This window comes from Streptomyces xantholiticus, from assembly GCF_014651015.1.
GTDB classification, from domain to species: domain Bacteria; phylum Actinomycetota; class Actinomycetes; order Streptomycetales; family Streptomycetaceae; genus Streptomyces; species Streptomyces xantholiticus.
This window is the reverse complement of record NZ_BMWB01000002.1, coordinates 272,490-289,501: the sequence shown is the minus strand read 5'-3', so window position 1 is coordinate 289,501 and position 17,012 is coordinate 272,490. Positions and strand designations below refer to the sequence as shown.

The following is a 17,012-nucleotide window of genomic DNA, read 5'->3' as shown; positions in this document are numbered from 1 at the left end:
TGCAACACACGCAACTTGCACCTCAGTTGATCAACTAAGGCGCATCGTACTCAGCCGACCCGGTCGATCCAACAGGACGATGCCTGGATGAAACCGGCCAGGTCGGAACAATCAACGGCCGGAACGGAACAGTGACCGCCATGTGCCTCCGGCGCGGCGGGCAGTTGGCTGCTGGGGCACTGCTGGAGGAGCGGCAACCGGCACCGTGTCGGGCAACGGACCGGGCGCGGAAGCGAAATCCACCGCCTGCTTTCCGCCGCTTCCGTTCGACGAGCGGGGTGGTGCGAAGACCACCGGCAGTGCCTCCAGCCGCTTCGAAAGCCAGGCCGCACGCGACCGCAGTTCACCCTCGGGGACAGCGAGCCGGACGTTCGACAGCCGGGCCAGCAGCGTGTCGATGCCGGTGTCGGCGATCGCGCGGCCGATCTCCTGCCCGGGACACTCGTGGGGCCCGCTGCAGAAGGAGAGATGAGCACGGTTCCCGTGCAGGGGCGCGGTGACGTCCGGCCGGATCTCCGGATCGGCGTTGCCGGCCTCGAGACCCAGCATCAGGATGTCGCCGGCCTTGATCTGCTGACCGCCGAGCACGGTGTCGCTGATGGCCCAGCGACCAGGGATCGTCGAGAGAGGCGGCTCGTCCCACAGCACCTGCTCCAGCGCGTCGGGGAGCGTCATGTGGCCGCCGGCGAGATTCGCGCGGAAACGGCGGTCGGTCAGCACCATCCGGAGAGTGTTGGCGATCAGATTGACCGTCGTCTCGTTCGCGGCGACCAGCACGAGCCGCAGATGCTCGACGACCTCGTCGTCGCTCAGGCCCGCCGGGTGGCTCAGGAGCAGGCTGGCCAAATCGTGGCCCGGATTCTGCTTCTTGCGCCCGACCAGGCTCCGCAGCGTCTCCACGACGAAGTCGTTGCTGGCCAGAGCAGTCTCGGTGCCCTTCATCAGGTCCAGGGCCGCATCCACCAGCTGGGGCCCGTACTCCTCGGCCATGCCCAGCAGCTGCGTCATCACCAGCATGGGCAGCTTCTCCGCGAACTGCCCGATCAGATCGGCATGTCCGGTTCCGGCGAAGGCGTCGACGAGCTGGTTCGTGTACCGGATGACATAGCGCCGGATGCCACGGCGGTCGAACTGTTCCAGGCTTTCCGTCACCGCGGAACGAAGTCGCCGGTGCTCCTCGCCGTCCACGAAGATGCAGGTCGGCTGCCACTCGACCATGGGGCGCAACGGCGAGTCCGGGGTCACCTTCCCCTCTTCGAACATCCGCCAGTGCCTCGAGTCGCGGGTGAACCGGGAAGGGGAGCGCGTGACTTCGAGAATCTCCCGGTAGCCCAGCACAAGCCATGCCGGCAGGTCCCCGTGCAGCAGCACGGGTGCCACCGGACCGTGCTCCTGGCGCAGGAGCTCGTACATCGCCCGGGGATCCGCCTCCGCCTCCGCGCCGTACAGCCGGCGCAGTGCATCCGGGGGCATGCCGTGGGCGGGGCAGCCCGGTGGCGGGACGGGGCCGGGAGGCGCGGAGGGCTCGGGGGCGTGGCCGATCGGGTCGGGGGTGGTCATGACGCCTCCTGCGTCGTGGCAAGGTTCTGGAGATAGCGCATCAGCGTCATCAGGACGTCCCGGCTGGAGCCGCGCTGCCGCGCGTCGCAGAGGACGATCGGCACCGACGCCGGCAGGTCCAGGGCGCTGCGCAGCTCCTCCAGGGGGTGGTCGGGTGCGTCGGGGAAGTTGTTGACGGCCACCACGAACGGCACGCCGCGCTCCTCGAGCCGCCCGATGACGTCGAAGCTGACCTCGAGCCGGCGGGTGTCGACGAGCACCACGGCGCCCAGCGCGCCCTCGAACAGTCCGCGCCACAGGAACCAGAAGCGTTCCTGGCCCGGGGTGCCGAACAGGTAGAGCACCAGCTCCTCGTTGATGCTGATGCGGCCGAAGTCCATCGCGACGGTCGTGGACGTTTTGCGCTCCACGCCCTGGGTGTCGTCGACGCCGACCCCGGCCTGGGTCATCGTCTCCTCCGTCGTCAGCGGCCTGATCTCGCTCACCGAGCCGACCAGTGTCGTCTTGCCGACGCCGAAACCACCCACGATGACCACCTTGACGGCAGCGGTGGCCGTCGTGGGCAGCACGTCCTCGCTCCGCGGCCCGACGGCCTGCTCAGAGCTTTTGAAGTCCATCGATCACTGCCTCAATCAAAGCGCGGTCGGGGAGACGGGCGGCCTGGACGGGTGCGCGTGCCAGCACCTTGTCCTCGGCCAGAAGGTCGCTGAGCAGCACGGTGACGACACTCACCGGGAGACCCAGATAGGCGGAGATCTCGGCCACCGAGAGCGGGGCCTGACAGATGCGGGTGATCGCCGCGTGCTCCGGCTGCATGCCGGGCGCGGGACCCGACCTGGCCACGATCAGGGTGACCAGGTCGAGCGTGGCGGGCGTGGACGAGCCGCTGCGGCCGCCCGTGATGACGTAGAGCCGCTCGGGACTGCTCTCCTCCCAGTCCCCGCCCGCGTCGCTCACGCGGTCTGCCCTTCGTGCCGCGGCGGCGTGCTCAGGTGTTCTCCGATCCGCAGCACGAGGTCCCGCATCCGCTGGCCCATCAGTCCGGCGTCGACTCCCTCGTCGGCCAGCACCGCCAGGTACGCGCCCTGGCCCGCGGCCATCAGATAGAAGAATCCGCCGTCCATCTCGATGACGACGAGTCGCATCTGCCCGTCACCGTGCGGAAGTTCGGAGGCAACCGCGGCTGCCAGGCTCTGCAGCCCCGCGCAGGCGGCGGCGAGCCGGTCGGCGGTGTCGGTGTCCGCGCCGTACTGGGCCATGCGCAGACCGTCGGCTGACAGGACGACGACGTTACGGGTCTGCGGAACGCCCTCCGCCAGGTCCTTGAGCATCCAGTCCATGTTGGTCTGGTTGGACTGCCGCTGAATCATGGCTGCTGGTTCCCCTTGCTTGGCTGGGTGGTGTCGCCGGACAGGCCGCTCTGGAAGGCGGCCAGCCACATGCCGGGCTGCACCGCCGGTGCGGACGCGGGCGCCGCCTCGCCCGTGGCCGGTGCGGACTGCGCGGCCGCAGTGGCGGGGGCGGCCGGCGCGGCGGGCTCGGTCACGCGGGCCTTGCGGCGCCGCTGCGGCAGGCCGTTGGGCGTCCGCTCGGTCACCACCGGCATGTCGTCTTCGGCCGGGCCCGCCGCCGGGCCCGAGGCGGTCGGCCCGGTGACCGGCCGCGGCAGCCGCTCGTGAGTGTCGGACCCGGCCGCGCGGGGGCCGGAGGAGGTGCCGATGCCGTGCGCGAGACCGGTCGCGGAGGAGGTCGTGGTGATCAGGTCCTGCGGTACGACGAGCACGGCCCGCACGCCTCCGTACGCCGACGAGCGCAGCGATACCTGGAAGCCGTACGCCTGGGACAACCGGCCGACCACCGCGAGACCCAGGCGAGGCGTCTCGCCGAGGTCGTTGACGTCGATGCCCTGCTGCGCCTGGCGGAGCATGCGCTCGGCCCGGAGCCGGGCCTCCTCGCTCATGCTGACGCCGCCGTCCTCGATCTCGATCGCGATGCCCGACTGCACGTCGACCGCGGTCAGATGGACCTTGGTCTGCGGCGGCGAGTAACGGGTGGCGTTGTCGAGCAGTTCGGACAACGCGTGGATCAGCGGCTCGACCGCGCTGCCGACGACGGCGACCTCGGAGACCGAGTGCAGCTCCACCCGCTGGTAGTCGAGGATTCGCGACATGGCACCGCGCATCACGCTGTACAGCGGTACCGCCCTGCTCCACTGGCGGCCCGGGCGGGCACCGCCGAGCACGGCGATGGAGTCGGCGAGACGGCCGATCAGGGCCGTGCCGTGGTCGATCCGGAGCAGGTCTCCGAAGACGCTCGGCGTCTGGCCGTGCCGCTCCTCCATCTCCCGGAGCTCCTGCGCCTGCTGGTGGACGATGGCCTGGACGCGGCGGGCGATGTTCACGAAGGCCCGCTGGGCGGACTCGCGCAGGTCCTCCTCGGCGCTGACCGCCTCGACGACCGAGCGGAGCACCGCCTGGTGCTCGGCGGGGGCGTCGATCGAGGCGAGCACGTCCTCCGGGAACTCGCCCTTGCGGAGCTGTTCCACCACCTGGGGCAGCAGTTCGCCGGCGAGGCGAGTGGTCTCGGCCGCCCGCCGTCCCAGGGCCGCATCCTGCTCCGCTACCGTACGGCGCAGCTGGGCGACGACTCTGCCGCGCCGCATGACCTCGCCGCAGGCGACGGCGACCGCGGCGACCGCGACCAGGCAGATCGCGATGACCGGTGTGCGGGCCGAAGCCGGCACCAGGGACACGGCCGCGATCGCGGCAGCGACGGTCGCGGCTACGGGCAGTTGCCAGACCAGGCCGGCCGGGGGCCGCGGACTTCCGGTCGACGTTCCCTGTCGAACCATCGGCATCCTCAGAATCGAACGTGGAAGATCATATGACGACGGGCGGGAGCATATCCCGCTCCGGCGCGCAGGTTTGACGGAGGGCCATGCGGTTGTCGTGATCCATATGTTTGAAATGGCAAAAGGGCAGCTCGAGTTGACGACGGATGGGTGACGGCGCGAGGAGCGCCTGGGCGGGTGGGGCCGTTTCCCCCGGCCCGACCCGAACCCTGACGGCGCTTTGCGGGCTGCTCCCCGCGCTCGCCGCGATCGGCCCCCTGCTGCGCGGCGCGTTGCCTGTGGGACGTCGGTTTGATCGTGTCGGCGGTGGTCCCTGCGGGGTGAGGTCCGCCCAATGGGTCGCGTCGTCGGTGGGCCGCGGCAGATGCGTGAGAGGGCCCCCGGAACCGCCAAGGTTCCGGGGGCCCTCTCACACATCGGGGCCGACGCGGCGCGCCGCCCCCCGCCGCCGGGGTCAGCCCGCTGCCGCGTCCGCCGCCTGTGCCTTGAGGGCGCGCTCGACGCCCGCGCGGGACTCGGAGACGAGGCGCCGCAGGGCCGCGTTCGGGTCCGCCGAGGCGAGCCACGCGTCCGTCGCGTCCAGGGTCTTCTGGGAGACGAGCAGCGACGGGTACAGCCCGATCGCTACCTGCTGCGCCATCTCGTGGCTGCGCGACTCCCAGACACCCTTGACCGCCGCGAAGTACTTCTCGGCGTACGGCGCGAGCAGTTCACGCTGGTCGGTCTGGACGAAGCCCGCGATCACCGACTCCTGCACGGCGTTCGGTAGCTTGTCGCTCTCGACGACGGACGCCCATGCGCCGGCCTTCGCCTCCTGCGTCGGCCGCGCCGCACGCGCGGTTGCCGCGTGGCGCTCGCCTGCGGCCGTCTTGTCCCGCTCGTACTCGCCCGCGATGTCGTCCTCGTCGAAGACACCGGTCGCGGCGAGCCGCTCGACGAATGCCCAGCGCAGCTCGGTGTCGACGGCGAGGCCCTCGATGGTCTCCGTGCCGTCCAGCAGCGCCTGCAGCAGGTCCAGCTGCTGCGGGGTGCGTGCGGTCGCGGCGAACGCCCGAGCCCAGGCCAGCTGGTGGTCGCTGCCCGGCTCCGCCGCCCGCAGGTGCGCCAGCGTCGCATCGGTCCACTGGGTGAGGCCCGCCTCGCGCCAGGCCGGCGCCGCGTACAGGTCGATGGCCAGCTTGACCTGGCGGTGCAGGGACTGCACCACGCCGATGTCGGACTCCTTGCCGATCCCGGACAGGACCAGCGCCAGGTAGTCGCGGGTGGCGAGCTCGCCGTCGCGGGTCATGTCCCAGGCGGAGGCCCAGCACAGCGCGCGCGGCAGGGACTCGGTGAAGTCGCCCAGGTGCCCGGTGACGTTGCGCAGGGACTCCTCGTCGAGGCGGACCTTGGCGTACGACAGGTCGTCGTCGTTGAGGAGGACGACGGCCGGACGCGTCTTGCCCACCAGCTCCGGTACCTCGGTCAGCTCACCGTCGACGTCCAGCTCGACGCGCTCGCGGCGCACCAGCTTGCCGGCCCCGTCCAGGTCGTACAGGCCGATCGCGATACGGTGCGGCCGCAGGACCGGCTCGCCCTTGGCGCCCGCGGGAAGCGCCGGGGCCTCCTGCTTCACCGCGAAGCCGGTGATGACTCCCGAGCCGTCCATGGCGATCTCGGGCCGCAGGATGTTGATGCCGGCCGTTTCCAGCCACGCCCTCGACCAGGTCTTCAGGTCCCGGCCGCTGGTCTCCTCCAGCGCGCCGAGCAGGTCCGACAGACGCGTGTTGCCGAACGCGTGCGCCTTGAAGTACGCCTGCACGCCGCGGAAGAACTCGTCCATGCCGACATAGGCGACGAGCTGCTTGAGAACCGATGCACCCTTGGCGTACGTGATGCCGTCGAAGTTCACGAGAACGTCATCGAGGTCGCGGATCTCGGCCATGATCGGGTGCGTCGACGGCAGCTGGTCCTGCCGGTACGCCCAGGTCTTCATCGAGTTCGCGAACGTGGTCCACGAGTGCGGCCACTTCGACCCCGGCGCGTACGCCTGGCAGGCGATCGACGTGTACGTGGCGAACGACTCGTTCAGCCACAGGTCGTTCCACCACTCCATGGTGACGAGGTCGCCGAACCACATGTGCGCGAGCTCGTGGAGGATCGTCTCCGCCCGCACCTCGTACGCCGCGTCCGTCACCTTCGAACGGAAGACGTACTGGTCGCGGATGGTGACCGCGCCCGCGTTCTCCATCGCGCCCGCGTTGAACTCCGGCACGAACAGCTGGTCGTACTTGGCGAACGGGTACGCGTAGTCGAACTTCTCCTGGAACCAGTCGAAGCCCTGGCGGGTGACCTCGAAGATCGCGTCCGCGTCCAGGAACTGAGCCAGCGACGGGCGGCAGTAGATGCCCAGCGGGACGGACTGCCCGTCCTTCTCGTACGAGCTGTGCACGCTGTGGTACGGACCGACGATCAGTGCCGTGATGTATGTGGAGATCCGCGGCGTCGGCTCGAAGCGCCAGACGTTGTCCTTCGGCTCAGGCGTCGGGGAGTTCGAGATGACCGTCCAGCCCTCGGGCGCCTTGACGGTGAAGGCGAACGTCGCCTTCAGGTCCGGCTGCTCGAAGGACGCGAAGACCCGCCGCGCGTCCGGCACCTCGAACTGCGTGTACAGATAGGCCTGCTCGTCCACCGGGTCGACGAAGCGGTGCAGCCCCTCGCCGGTGTTGGTGTACGAGCAGTCGGCGACGACCTTGAGCTCGTTGTCGCCCTGACGCAGATGCTTCAGCGCGATCCGTGAATCCCTGAAGACCGCGGCCACGTCCAGCGACTTGCCGTTCAGCACGACGTCGTGCACCGCGGGTGCGACGAGGTCGATGAACGTTTCCGCGTCGGCCTCCGCGGACGCGAAGCGCACGGTGGTTTCGGACCGGTAGGTTCCGCCTTCCTGCGCCCCGGAGAGATCGAGGTCGATCTCGTACGAGTCAACGGTGAGCAGGCGCGCACGCTGCTGCGCCTCTTCACGGGTCAGGTTTGTGCCAGGCACCCGGTCATCTCCTCGGTATGTGATGTTTGCGGCACATCCTTCCACGCGCCCGGGGTCGTACGCCCGGGAGAATCCGGTCTCACCGTCACCGCGAGGATCTTCCATTCCACGACGCGGCCGACCGGTCGGTCGAGCGCCGCGGCCGTGGGCCGCCACCGTGGCGCGTGTGACGTCCGTCATGTCGCGTGCGCCTCTGGCGCCGTGAATGGCCACAGGGGGCGGGCGCCGCGTGGGCGCCCGCCCCCTGTGACGGTCCTGGACCGGACGTGCGGGGTCAGCCGCGCAGCTCCTCGGCGACCAGCTCCGCGATCTGCACCGCGTTGAGCGCCGCGCCCTTGCGCAGGTTGTCGTTCGACACGAACAGCGCCAGACCGTTGTCCACGGTCTCGTCCACGCGGATACGGCCCACGTACGAGGCGTCCTTGCCGGCCGCCTGCAGCGGGGTCGGGATCTCGGAGAGCTCCACGCCCGCGGCGTCCTTCAGCAGCTCGTAGGCACGCTCCACGGCCAGCGGGTTCGCGAAACGGGCATTGACCTGCAGCGAGTGGCCGGAGAAGACCGGCACCCGGACGCAGGTGCCGGAGACCTTGAGCTCCGGGATCTCGAGGATCTTGCGGGACTCGTTGCGGAGCTTCTGCTCCTCGTCGGTCTCGTGTGAGCCGTCGTCGACGAGGTTGCCCGCGAGCGGGAGCACGTTGTAGGCGATGGGGCGCTTGTAGACGCCGGGCTCGGGGAAGGCCACGGCCTCACCGTCGTGGGTGAGCTCCTTGGCCCGGTCCGCAACGGCCCTGACCTGTTCGTCCAGCTCCGCGACACCGGCGAGACCCGAGCCGGAGACGGCCTGGTACGTGGTGGCGATCATCGAGACGAGGCCCGCCTCCTGGTGCAGCGGCTTGAGGACCGGCATGGCGGCCATCGTGGTGCAGTTCGGGTTGGCGATGATCCCCTTGGGGCGGTCCTTGACCGCGTGCGGGTTGACCTCGGAGACGACGAGCGGCACCTCGGGGTCACGGCGCCAGGCGGAGGAGTTGTCGATCACGACGACGCCCTGCGAGGCGACCTTCTCGGCGAGCGCCCTGGAGGTGGCGCCGCCCGCGGAGAAGAGTGCGATGTCCAGCCCGGTGTAGTCGGCGGTGGAGGCGTCCTCGACCGTGATCTGCCGCCCCTCCCACTCGATCGTGGAACCGGCGGACCGGGCCGAGGCGAACAGCCGCAGCTCGTCCACCGGGAACTTCCGCTCGGCAAGGATCTTGCGCATGACCGTGCCGACCTGCCCGGTGGCTCCGACGATTCCGACCTTCACGGGGACTCCTCCGTACGATGTGCGGCTCTGGTGCCGCTCCATGATGCGTATGTCCCCACTCGCCTTGTCCAATCGGTTGTCCGAAGGGCGGGACATGTGAGACACCTCATGCCGTCCGACCTGCGACGGAGACGGCGAAGGGGCGGGGACCCGTACCGGATCCCCGCCCCGCACCGATGTGCCCGCGGGTGCTACCCGGTGACCTTGCCGATCACCACGCTGCCCGCGCCCGCGACCGTGCCGCGCCCGTTCAGCAGCTGCACCTCACCGAAGAACTGACGCCCCTCGGGAGCCGCGCCGCTAACCACGACCTCGGCGCTGACCTGCGCCGACGCGCCGTTGGCGAGCTCGACCGGCTTGCTGGAGTCGACCTTCACGGTGCCGAGCGACGTGGAGAAGAACACATCGCGGTAGTCGTACTCGGTGGTCCCGGCCGGGACCGAGTAGCCGTCGACCACGATCGTGTAGGTGCCGGCGGCCGGCTTGACCAGGCTCACCGCCTCCTCCGAGTCGCCGTCCGCGGCCTGGCCGACCACGGCGCCGTCCTTGAGGACCACGAGGTCCAGGTCCGCGCCGTTGTCCGAGGTCGAGCCGATCGCCACGTCGAGGCGCTCCACGCCCTCGCCGATGGTGACCGTGGACTCCTGCGACTCACCGTCCGTGATGGACGGACGGGCGACCTTCGCCGAGCCCAGCGAGCCGCCGGCCAGCTTGCCGTCGATGGCGGCGAAGCCGTTGGTGACGTTCCACTCGACGGCCGCCGGCGTGCCGATCTTCGCCTCGGGGAGCGTCTTGACGGCCGGGTCGAAGTCGGCGCCCAGCACTGTCACGTCCAGCTCGAACGGGTTGTCCAGCAGCGGGGACGTACGCCGCGACTCGACCTCGATCTCCCAGACGCCCGGCATCGGGTCCGCGTAGGGGCGGACGTCCGGACGGCAGGTGTTGGCAGGGTTCTCGTAGTTCGGGTAGCAGAAGATCGTCGAGCTGTCGTCGACCGGCAGTCCGTACGGGTGGATGCCGATGAACCGGGTCTGGCTGCCCTTGTCGAGCCCGCCGAGCGCGACCTCGAGGTTCTTGGCGCCCTCGGGGACCGTGACGAAGTACGACTTGTGGCTGTTGCGCTGCACCGAGTCCGACTTGGAGACGGTGTACCCGGGCTTCGCGAGCTCGTCGCTGACGACCACGGTGGCCAGGATCTGCTTGTCCACGCCGACGCTGCCCCGGTCGTCCGCCTCGAGGATCGCGCTGTGCACGCCGGCCGTCTTGGGCCGGGCCTGGACGGTGACGGTGACCGGCTGGTTCAGCGGGAGCCGGACCTTCGAGCCGCTGAGCAGACGGAAGGTGCCGTCGTTGTTCTTCCAGCGCAGCTTGTGCTCGACCGCCTTCTTCGGGCCGGTCGTGCGGGTGATGGTGACGTCGTACGTCCGGCTCTTGCCGGCCTGCAGCCCGCCCTCACGGTCGTAGAGGCCGGTGCCGAAGCCCGGAGTCTTCAGTGCGAAGTCTATCGAGGTGTCGACCGGCGCCTTGACCGCGTATTCGTGAGCGGCGACGCCCTGCCGGATCTGATCCCAGGCGTCCACCACGTTGATCAGGCCCGCGCCCTGCTCGTGCGCCTGCACATCCGCGATGCGGTGCGCGGTGCTGGTGAGGGCGGTGCGCAACTGCGCCGGGGAGAGCTCGATGTCGCGCTGCTTCGCCGCGGAGAGCAGCAGCGCGGCCGCGCCGGCGGCCTGCGGCGAGGACATCGAGGTGCCCTGCATCATCGAGTAGCCGGGAGGCAGCTGGTAGCCGGCCTCCTTGACCGGGCCGCCGGGCGACCAGGTCTGGGTGGTGTTGACCGCCGCACCGGGCGCGGTCAGCGTCGGCGTGAAGCCGCCGTCCTCACGCGGGCCGCGGGAGGAGAAGGGCAGCATCGCGTACGTCTTCTCGACACCGGAGCCGTAGTTGGCGGCCCAGGTCTCCTTGGAGATGGACGCGCCGACGGAGATCACCTTGTCGGCGACGGCCGGGTCGCCCAGGGTGTTGGTGCCCGGGCCCTCGTTGCCGGCGGAGATCACCAGCTGGACGCCGTAGGTGTCGATGAGCCGGTTGTAGAGCTCGGCACGCGCGTTGTTGCCGTCGTTCAGCGGGGGCAGACCGCCGATGGACATGTTGACGATGTCCACGCCGCGGTTGATGACCAGGTCGGCCATGCCCTCGGTGAGCGCGGTGTTGGTGCAGCCGCCGCTCCAGGTGCAGGCGCGCGAGGAGACTATCTTCGCGCCGGGTGCCGCACCGTTCATACGGCCGCCGAAGAGGCTGTTGGCGGCGGTGATGCCGGCGACGTGCGTACCGTGCGAACCTTCGATGACGCCGATGTTGACGTAGTCGGCAGTCGCGCCGGTGCTGTTGTAGACGACGTCGGTACGGACCTCGATGACGAACGGGATGCGCTCGGCGATCTCGGTCTTCGGGTCGTCCTTGCCGAAGTAGCCGACCTGGAAACCGTTCTTGTACGGCTTCATCAGGGTGTCGTCGGTGAAGTCGGCGTTGTTGTTCAGGTCGACGCGCGCCGTGCGGGTGCCCTCGTCGTAGAGGACCGCCCAGACGTCGGTGGTGTCGCCGTCCCGGTTCAGGTCGCCGGCCATGTCGCCGCCCCTGGTGGCGGCCTCGGCGAACAGGTTGAAGCGGTGGGCACCGGCCGGAGCGGTGTAGGTCCGCCCGTTCACGGCGAACGTCGGACCGGAGACGGCTGTGCTCATCCGCAGCCAGGTGCGGTCGCCGTCGGCCACCGGGTCCGTAGCCGTGACCCAGTCGACGATCTTGCGCTCGCCGGTAGTGGTCTTCTGCAGTGCCGGGTGGGCGATGTCGACACCGGAGTCGAGGACGCCGATGGTCACGCCGCGGCCGTCGGCCTTCGGGTGCTTCTTGACGAAGTCGACCGCACCGGTCTCGAAGGACGGGTTGTACGGGTTCTCTGCCGGCGTCCCCTCCCCGGGCGCCGGGTACTGCTCGACCTGGGCCTCGGCAGTCCCTGCGGCCCTGACGGTGTCCGCTGCCGGGGTCGGGTCGTCCAGCTCGATCTCGTGTTTGAGATCGATGCCGTGCACGCTGGACAGCTTGGCGGCCGACTTGAGCGCCGCCTCCGCCTTGTCCGTGGGCAGCGTGGCACGTACATAGCCGAGCTCGTCGAAGGTCCGGCCGACGGTGGCGCCTTCCACGGCGTCCAGACGGTCCGCGACCTGCTCGGTCTGGCCCGGGGCGGTGGCCACCATGACGGTGACGCTCTTCTCGCCCTTGGCCTCGGCCTCGGCGAGCAGTTCCTCGTCGGCCGTTCCGATCTTGTCCGAGGAGGCCCTGGCGGCCTTGACCTCGCTGGTGCCTGCCGGGTCGTCGGCGGGTGCCGAGGCGACGGCCGGGGCGACGCCGGCGGCGACGAGCGCGGCCACCATCGAGGCGGCGGCCGCGACGCGCGCCACGCGTCTGTGACCAGGCGTCGAGCGTCCTGCTGTGGAGCTCTCGGGTTCTGGGGTCATCAGCATCCCTGTTTGTGAAAGAGAGGGTCCGGAATACGGTGCCGGATGACCGCTCAGCCTTTCGTAATTGACAGGGCTTTGTAGAGGTCTGATTGAGACGGGATGTGTTCATGGCGTAAACCCGCCAGGGCGAGCCCTGCGCCACGCGGTACGAATGGGTCGCTATTGCCCTCCGGGATCTGACTGGTCGGTAATCTCGCCCAATGAACAAGGAGTTGAGGGTCGCGGCGTACGCCGTATGCATACGGGACGGACAGATCCTGCTGGCCCGCTGGGTCGCGCGCGAGGGTACGAAGAAGTGGACGCTGCCCGGCGGCGGCATGGACCACGGCGAGGACCCCCTCGACACCGTCGTCCGCGAGGTGGAGGAGGAGACCGGGCACACCTCCGAGATGACGGCCCTGCTCGGCCTCGACTCCGTGCGCCGCCGTTACCCGCGCCGACTGGGCGCGTTCGCCGACTTCCAGGGGCTGCGGATCGTGTACGAGGGCCGGATCACCGGCGGTGAGCTGCGAAGCGAGACCAACGGTTCGACGGACCTCGCCGCCTGGCACCCCCTGGCGTCGGTGCCTGGCCTCGACCGTGTGGAACTCGTCGACGTCGGCCTGGAACTGTGGCGCTCCAGACCCGCGCTCGGCAGAGCCGCTCAGCGCGGTCGCGACGCTCAGCGGGGCAGTACGACGACATAGGCGGCGGGCTCGCGGTCCGCCGCGGCCATCAGCGCCGTACGCACCACGGTCGCCTGCTGCTCGGGCGATTCCCGCAGCTTGCGGGGCGTCAGGTGTACGACGGTGATGCCCAGGCGCTCCAGATGGTCCCGCTTGCGTGCGTACCGTGACCACTCGGTGTCCTCGTCGTGGCGGGGCGCCCGGGTGTCCAGTTCCACGGCGACGGCCTGGTCCGGCCAGTACGCGTCGACCCCGCCGAGAGGGGGCCCGCCGGGCAGGCGCAGTTCCACGTTCCACAGGGGGTCGGGCAGGTCGCCGTCGCGCACGAGGCCGTACAGCCGCCCCTCGGCCAGTGCGCGGCCCTCCGCGAGCAGGTCGTCGACGGCACCGACGACATGCGGTCGGTCCAGCAGCCGGGCGTCGTTCAACTCCCGCAGCAGCGCGGCCGGCTCGCAGTGCCCGCCGCGCACCGCCTCCGTCAGCAGCCGGCCGATCAGCTGCGCGTCGCCGAGCTGCGCCAGGGCGTCGGCGAGTGCGCGGGGCACGGGGGCCACGGGCAAGCCGGTGATCTCCTGCGACCGCGGCATGATGTGTCCCCGCACCAGCCGGGCGCACCCCGTCGACCGCAGCCGCCGCGTCCGCGGCACGAGTACGTCGATCACCTCGAGTGCCGTCAGCGACGGCACGGCCGAGAACCCGTGCAGCGCGAGCGCGGCGGCCCCGGTCACCATGGCCTCGCCGTACGGGGCGGAGTTCTGCCGCTGGGACGGCAGGACGGGCCGGCCGGCGTACAGCAGCGCGGCGTGCAGCCGCTCCTCGCCGGTGGGCGGCCCCGGATGCAGCAGGTACACCCCTGGAAGCAGCATCTGCCATGCCCCGCCGGGCCGGCACTGCTCCGCGACCCGCGACGGCAAGACGCCGTGCGTCCGCAACTGTGCGCCGGAGACGACGCCGCGGAGGGGGAGGGGGGAGAGGGAAACGTCGGGCTGGCTCATGCCGATGAGATGCCCGCGTCGCCGGACCGGCCTAACCGCTGTTACAAAGCCGTCGACAATTCAGGACACTGCTGTCCTAAAGTACGCACGTTCGATTGCCGACAAGGCGCCCTGCGGGCCCCGCCCCCAACCCGCCTCTTTCCGCTGTACCGATGTGCGGCTCCGTCGCGTGGCGGGGGCAGGTCGCGAACCCCGGTACCGCGCTCCGTGGGGTGTCCGGGCAACTCGAGCCCCGCCGGCGTTCGAGGCGCCGGTGTCCGGGGGCAGAGCCCCCCGGCATCCCGCATCCCGCATCCCGCATCCCGCATCGCGGAGCGCGGTGAGCGGGTTCTGGACCCCCCCACGCCGGCAGGGAAGCCGGTTCCGGGAACGGGCCGGCGGGGGAACAGGCTTGCCGCAGCCGCAGCCGCAGCCGCAGCCGCAGCCGCAGCCGCACGCCGGCCCCGCGGACCGTCAGGCCCCGTCCCGCTCCTGCGCCCGCAGCGCCCGCGCCAGGTCGTCCCGGGACTCGACCACCAGCCGCCGCAGCGCCGGAGCCGCTCCCGCATGCGCGGCGAGCCACTCGTCCGTCGCGGCGAGCGTCGCGACGGAGTCCTGCAGGGCCGGGTACAGGCCCCGCACCACGTCCATCCCGATCTGGATCGACCGCTCCGCCCACACCCGCTCGATCGACGCGAAGTACTTCTCGGCGTACGGCGCGACAAGCGCCCGCTGCGACGGCTGGACGAAGCCCGAGATCGTCGCCTCGACGAGCGCGTTGGACAGCGCGTCCGACTCGACGACCGCCGCCCACGCCTGGTCCTTGACCGCCGCCGACGGCCGCGCCGCCAGGCAGCGCACCTCGTGCCGCTTGCCCGACGCCGTGTCGTCGCGTGCCAGTTCCGCCGCGATCGCGGTCTCGTCGGCGACGCCGTACGAGGCCAGCGGCTCGAGGAACGACCAGCGCAGCTCCTGGTCGACGTCCAGACCGTCGATCTTCGCGGTGTCGTCCAGCAGGGCGCCCAGCAACTGGAGGTCCGCGTCCGACGCGGCGACCGACGCGAAGAACCGTGCCCACGTCAGCTGGTGCTGGCTGCCCGGTTCCGCGGCCCGCAGCTCCCGCAGCGCGCCCTCTGCGGCAAGTCGGCCGCCCTCCTCGCGCCAGGCCGGCGCCACGTAGTGGACCAGGGCGGACCGCGTCCACGCGTGCAGCATCTGCAGCACACCGATGTCGGACTCACGCCCGGCGAACTTCAGTACCAGACCCACGAAGTCCCGTGCCGGGATCAGCGCGTCCCGCGTCAGGTTCCACAGCGCCGACCAGCACAGCGCCCGCGCCAGCGGGTCGGTGATGTTGCCGAGGGACGTCCGCAGCGTCTCCAGGGATTCTTCGTCGAAGCGGACCTTGCAGTAGGTCAGGTCCTCGTCGTTGACCAGGACCAGCCCCGGACGCTCCTCGCCCGCCAGTTCGGCCACGACGGTCCGCGCCCCGGTGACGTCCACTCCGGCCTGCGCGTACCGCACGAGCTCGGAGCCCTCGACCCGGTAGAGGCCGACCGCCACCCGGTGGGGGCGGAGCGTCCCGCCGTCCTGGGCGATCGCCAGCTCCGCGATGCGTCCGTCGTCGCCGCAGACGAGCTCGGGCGTCAGCGAGTTGACGCCGGACGTTTCCAGCCAGGACCGCGACCACGTCTTCATGTCGCGCCCGGACGTCTCCTCGAGCACGGACAGCAGGTCGCCGAGCCGGGTGTTCCCGTACGCGTGCCGCTTGAAGTAGCGCCGCGCGCCTTCGAGGAACGCGTCCCGCCCCACGTACGCGACCAGCTGCTTGAGCACGGACGCGCCCTTGGCGTACGTGATGCCGTCGAAGTTGAGCTTGGCGTCCTCCAGGTCACGGATGTCGGCGGTGATCGGATGCGTCGACGGAAGCTGGTCGGCGCGGTACGCCCATGCCTTGCGGTTGTTGGCGAAGGTGACCCAGCCGTTGGTGAAGCGGGTCGCCTCCACCATCGAGAACGAGCCCATGAAGTCCGCGAAGGACTCCTTGAGCCACAGGTCGTCCCACCACTGCATGGTGACCAGGTCGCCGAACCACATGTGCGCCATCTCGTGCAGGATGACGTTCGCCCGGCGCTCGTAGGACGCCTGTGTCACCTTGCCGCGGAAGACGAACTCCTCGCGGAAGGTGACGCAGCCCGGGTTCTCCATGGCGCCGATGTTGTACTCGGGCACGAACGCCTGGTCGTACTTGCCGAACGGGTACGGGTAGTCGAAGTGCTCGTGGAAGAAGTCCAGGCCCTGCTTGGTGAGGAGGAAGATGTCGGCGGCGTCGAAGTGCCTGGCGAGCCCCTTGCGGCACATCGCGCCCAGCTGGATCCGCAGCATCGTCCCGTCGGCCAGCTCGCGCTCGTACAGATCGGTCTCGTAGTGGTACGGCCCGGCGACGATCGCCGTGATGTACGTCGAGATCGGCGCGGTCTCGGCGAACCGCCACGTCCCGTCCTCGGCGCGGGCCCCCTCGCGGTTGCTCCACACCGTCCAGCCCTCCGGGGCCGTCACCTCGAACCGGAACGGTGCCTTGAGGTCGGGCTGCTCGAAGTTCGCGAAGACCCGGCGCGCGTCGGCCGGCTCGTACTGGGTGTAGAGGTAGACCTCGCCGTCCTCGGGGTCGACGAAGCGGTGCAGGCCCTCACCGGTGCGGCTGTAGGCGCATTGGGCGTCGACGACCAGAACGTTCTCCGCGGCCAGACCGTCGAGGGCGATCCGGGAGCCGTCGAAGACGACGGCGGGGTCCAGCTCCTCGCCGTTGAGTGTGACGGCCGTCACGGCCGGGGCCACCAGGTCCACGAACGTCGAAGCGCCCGGCTCCGCGGCCCGGAAACGGATCGTGGTCACCGACCGGTACGTGCGCGGCCCGGAGGAGTCCGCCGGCTCCCCGACCGCGGAACGCACGTCGAGGGCCACCTCGTACCCGTCGACGGACAGCAGTCCGGCCCGGGTGCGGGCCTCGTCGCGGGACAGATTCTCACCGGGCACAAGCACTCCTTCGTGTCTCGTTCGAACAGGAGCGATCCTCCCACGGGAATTGGCGGAGCCGTCGGCGGCGTTGCCCGGGT

General features: G+C 70.4%; 11 protein-coding genes. 1 reads left to right on the top strand and 10 read right to left on the bottom strand.

All coding sequences use genetic code 11. The features are described from left to right. Positions 1-111: 111 nt before the first annotated feature. The 8 genes from IE198_RS05585 to IE198_RS05550 form a co-directional block, all read right to left on the bottom strand. Complete coding sequence (locus tag IE198_RS05585) at positions 112-1,560, bottom strand: cytochrome P450 (RefSeq protein ID WP_189883233.1); 1,449 nt, start codon at positions 1,558-1,560, stop codon at positions 112-114. Beyond that, entirely contained in the window at positions 1,557-2,177 is a 621-nt protein-coding gene (locus tag IE198_RS05580; protein ID WP_189883231.1) for a GTP-binding protein, read from the bottom strand. The genes IE198_RS05585 and IE198_RS05580 overlap by 4 nt, the downstream gene beginning before the upstream one ends. After that, positions 2,158-2,517, bottom strand: coding sequence for a DUF742 domain-containing protein (locus tag IE198_RS05575; protein ID WP_189883229.1), 360 nt, complete (start codon positions 2,515-2,517; stop codon positions 2,158-2,160). Before IE198_RS05575 ends, IE198_RS05580 begins: the two co-directional genes overlap by 20 nt. Beyond that, positions 2,514-2,930, bottom strand: a complete 417-nt coding sequence (locus IE198_RS05570) for a roadblock/LC7 domain-containing protein (protein ID WP_100107186.1) — start codon at positions 2,928-2,930, stop codon at positions 2,514-2,516. The genes IE198_RS05575 and IE198_RS05570 overlap by 4 nt, the downstream gene beginning before the upstream one ends. After that, positions 2,927-4,411, bottom strand: coding sequence for a sensor histidine kinase (locus IE198_RS05565; RefSeq protein WP_189883686.1), 1,485 nt, complete (start codon positions 4,409-4,411; stop codon positions 2,927-2,929). Before IE198_RS05565 ends, IE198_RS05570 begins: the two co-directional genes overlap by 4 nt. A 454-nt stretch (positions 4,412-4,865) precedes the next feature. Next, on the bottom strand, positions 4,866-7,436 hold the full coding sequence (pepN, locus tag IE198_RS05560; protein ID WP_189883228.1) for an aminopeptidase N: 2,571 nt from the start codon (positions 7,434-7,436) through the stop codon (positions 4,866-4,868). 274 nt (positions 7,437-7,710) lie between these two features. Next, positions 7,711-8,739: an aspartate-semialdehyde dehydrogenase gene (locus tag IE198_RS05555; protein ID WP_189883226.1), complete on the bottom strand. Its 1,029-nt coding sequence runs from the start codon at positions 8,737-8,739 to the stop codon at positions 7,711-7,713. Between the two features lie 191 nt (positions 8,740-8,930). After that, a complete protein-coding gene (locus IE198_RS05550; RefSeq protein ID WP_189883224.1) occupies positions 8,931-12,260 on the bottom strand; it encodes a S8 family serine peptidase in 3,330 nt (1,109 codons plus the stop codon). 197 nt (positions 12,261-12,457) lie between these two features. On the opposite strand from IE198_RS05550, the gene IE198_RS05545 reads away from it, so the two are divergent. After that, complete coding sequence (locus tag IE198_RS05545; protein WP_189883222.1) at positions 12,458-12,943, top strand: NUDIX hydrolase; 486 nt, start codon at positions 12,458-12,460, stop codon at positions 12,941-12,943. Here IE198_RS05545 and IE198_RS05540 read toward each other — a convergent pair. Further along, positions 12,919-13,917 (bottom strand): hypothetical protein, encoded by a 999-nt coding sequence (locus tag IE198_RS05540; RefSeq protein ID WP_189883220.1) that lies wholly within the window; start codon positions 13,915-13,917, stop codon positions 12,919-12,921. The genes IE198_RS05545 and IE198_RS05540 overlap by 25 nt on opposite strands. 453 nt (positions 13,918-14,370) lie before the next feature. Next, the gene (gene pepN, locus IE198_RS05535) at positions 14,371-16,932 is read right to left on the bottom strand and encodes an aminopeptidase N (protein WP_189883218.1); all 2,562 of its coding nucleotides are present in this window, start codon (positions 16,930-16,932) and stop codon (positions 14,371-14,373) included. Positions 16,933-17,012: the final 80 nt, after the last annotated feature.

Excerpts from the sequence above, each read along its gene's own strand:
- IE198_RS05545 (WP_189883222.1), top strand. The coding sequence starts at position 12,458 with ATGAACAAGGAGTTGAGGGTCGCGGCGTACGCCGTATGCATACGGGAC.
- IE198_RS05565 (WP_189883686.1), bottom strand. The coding sequence starts at position 4,411 with ATGGTTCGACAGGGAACGTCGACCGGAAGTCCGCGGCCCCCGGCCGGC.
- IE198_RS05585 (WP_189883233.1), bottom strand. The coding sequence starts at position 1,560 with ATGACCACCCCCGACCCGATCGGCCACGCCCCCGAGCCCTCCGCGCCT.
- IE198_RS05550 (WP_189883224.1), bottom strand. The coding sequence starts at position 12,260 with ATGCTGATGACCCCAGAACCCGAGAGCTCCACAGCAGGACGCTCGACG.
- IE198_RS05580 (WP_189883231.1), bottom strand. The coding sequence starts at position 2,177 with ATGGACTTCAAAAGCTCTGAGCAGGCCGTCGGGCCGCGGAGCGAGGAC.
- IE198_RS05540 (WP_189883220.1), bottom strand. The coding sequence starts at position 13,917 with ATGAGCCAGCCCGACGTTTCCCTCTCCCCCCTCCCCCTCCGCGGCGTC.
- IE198_RS05570 (WP_100107186.1), bottom strand. The coding sequence starts at position 2,930 with ATGATTCAGCGGCAGTCCAACCAGACCAACATGGACTGGATGCTCAAG.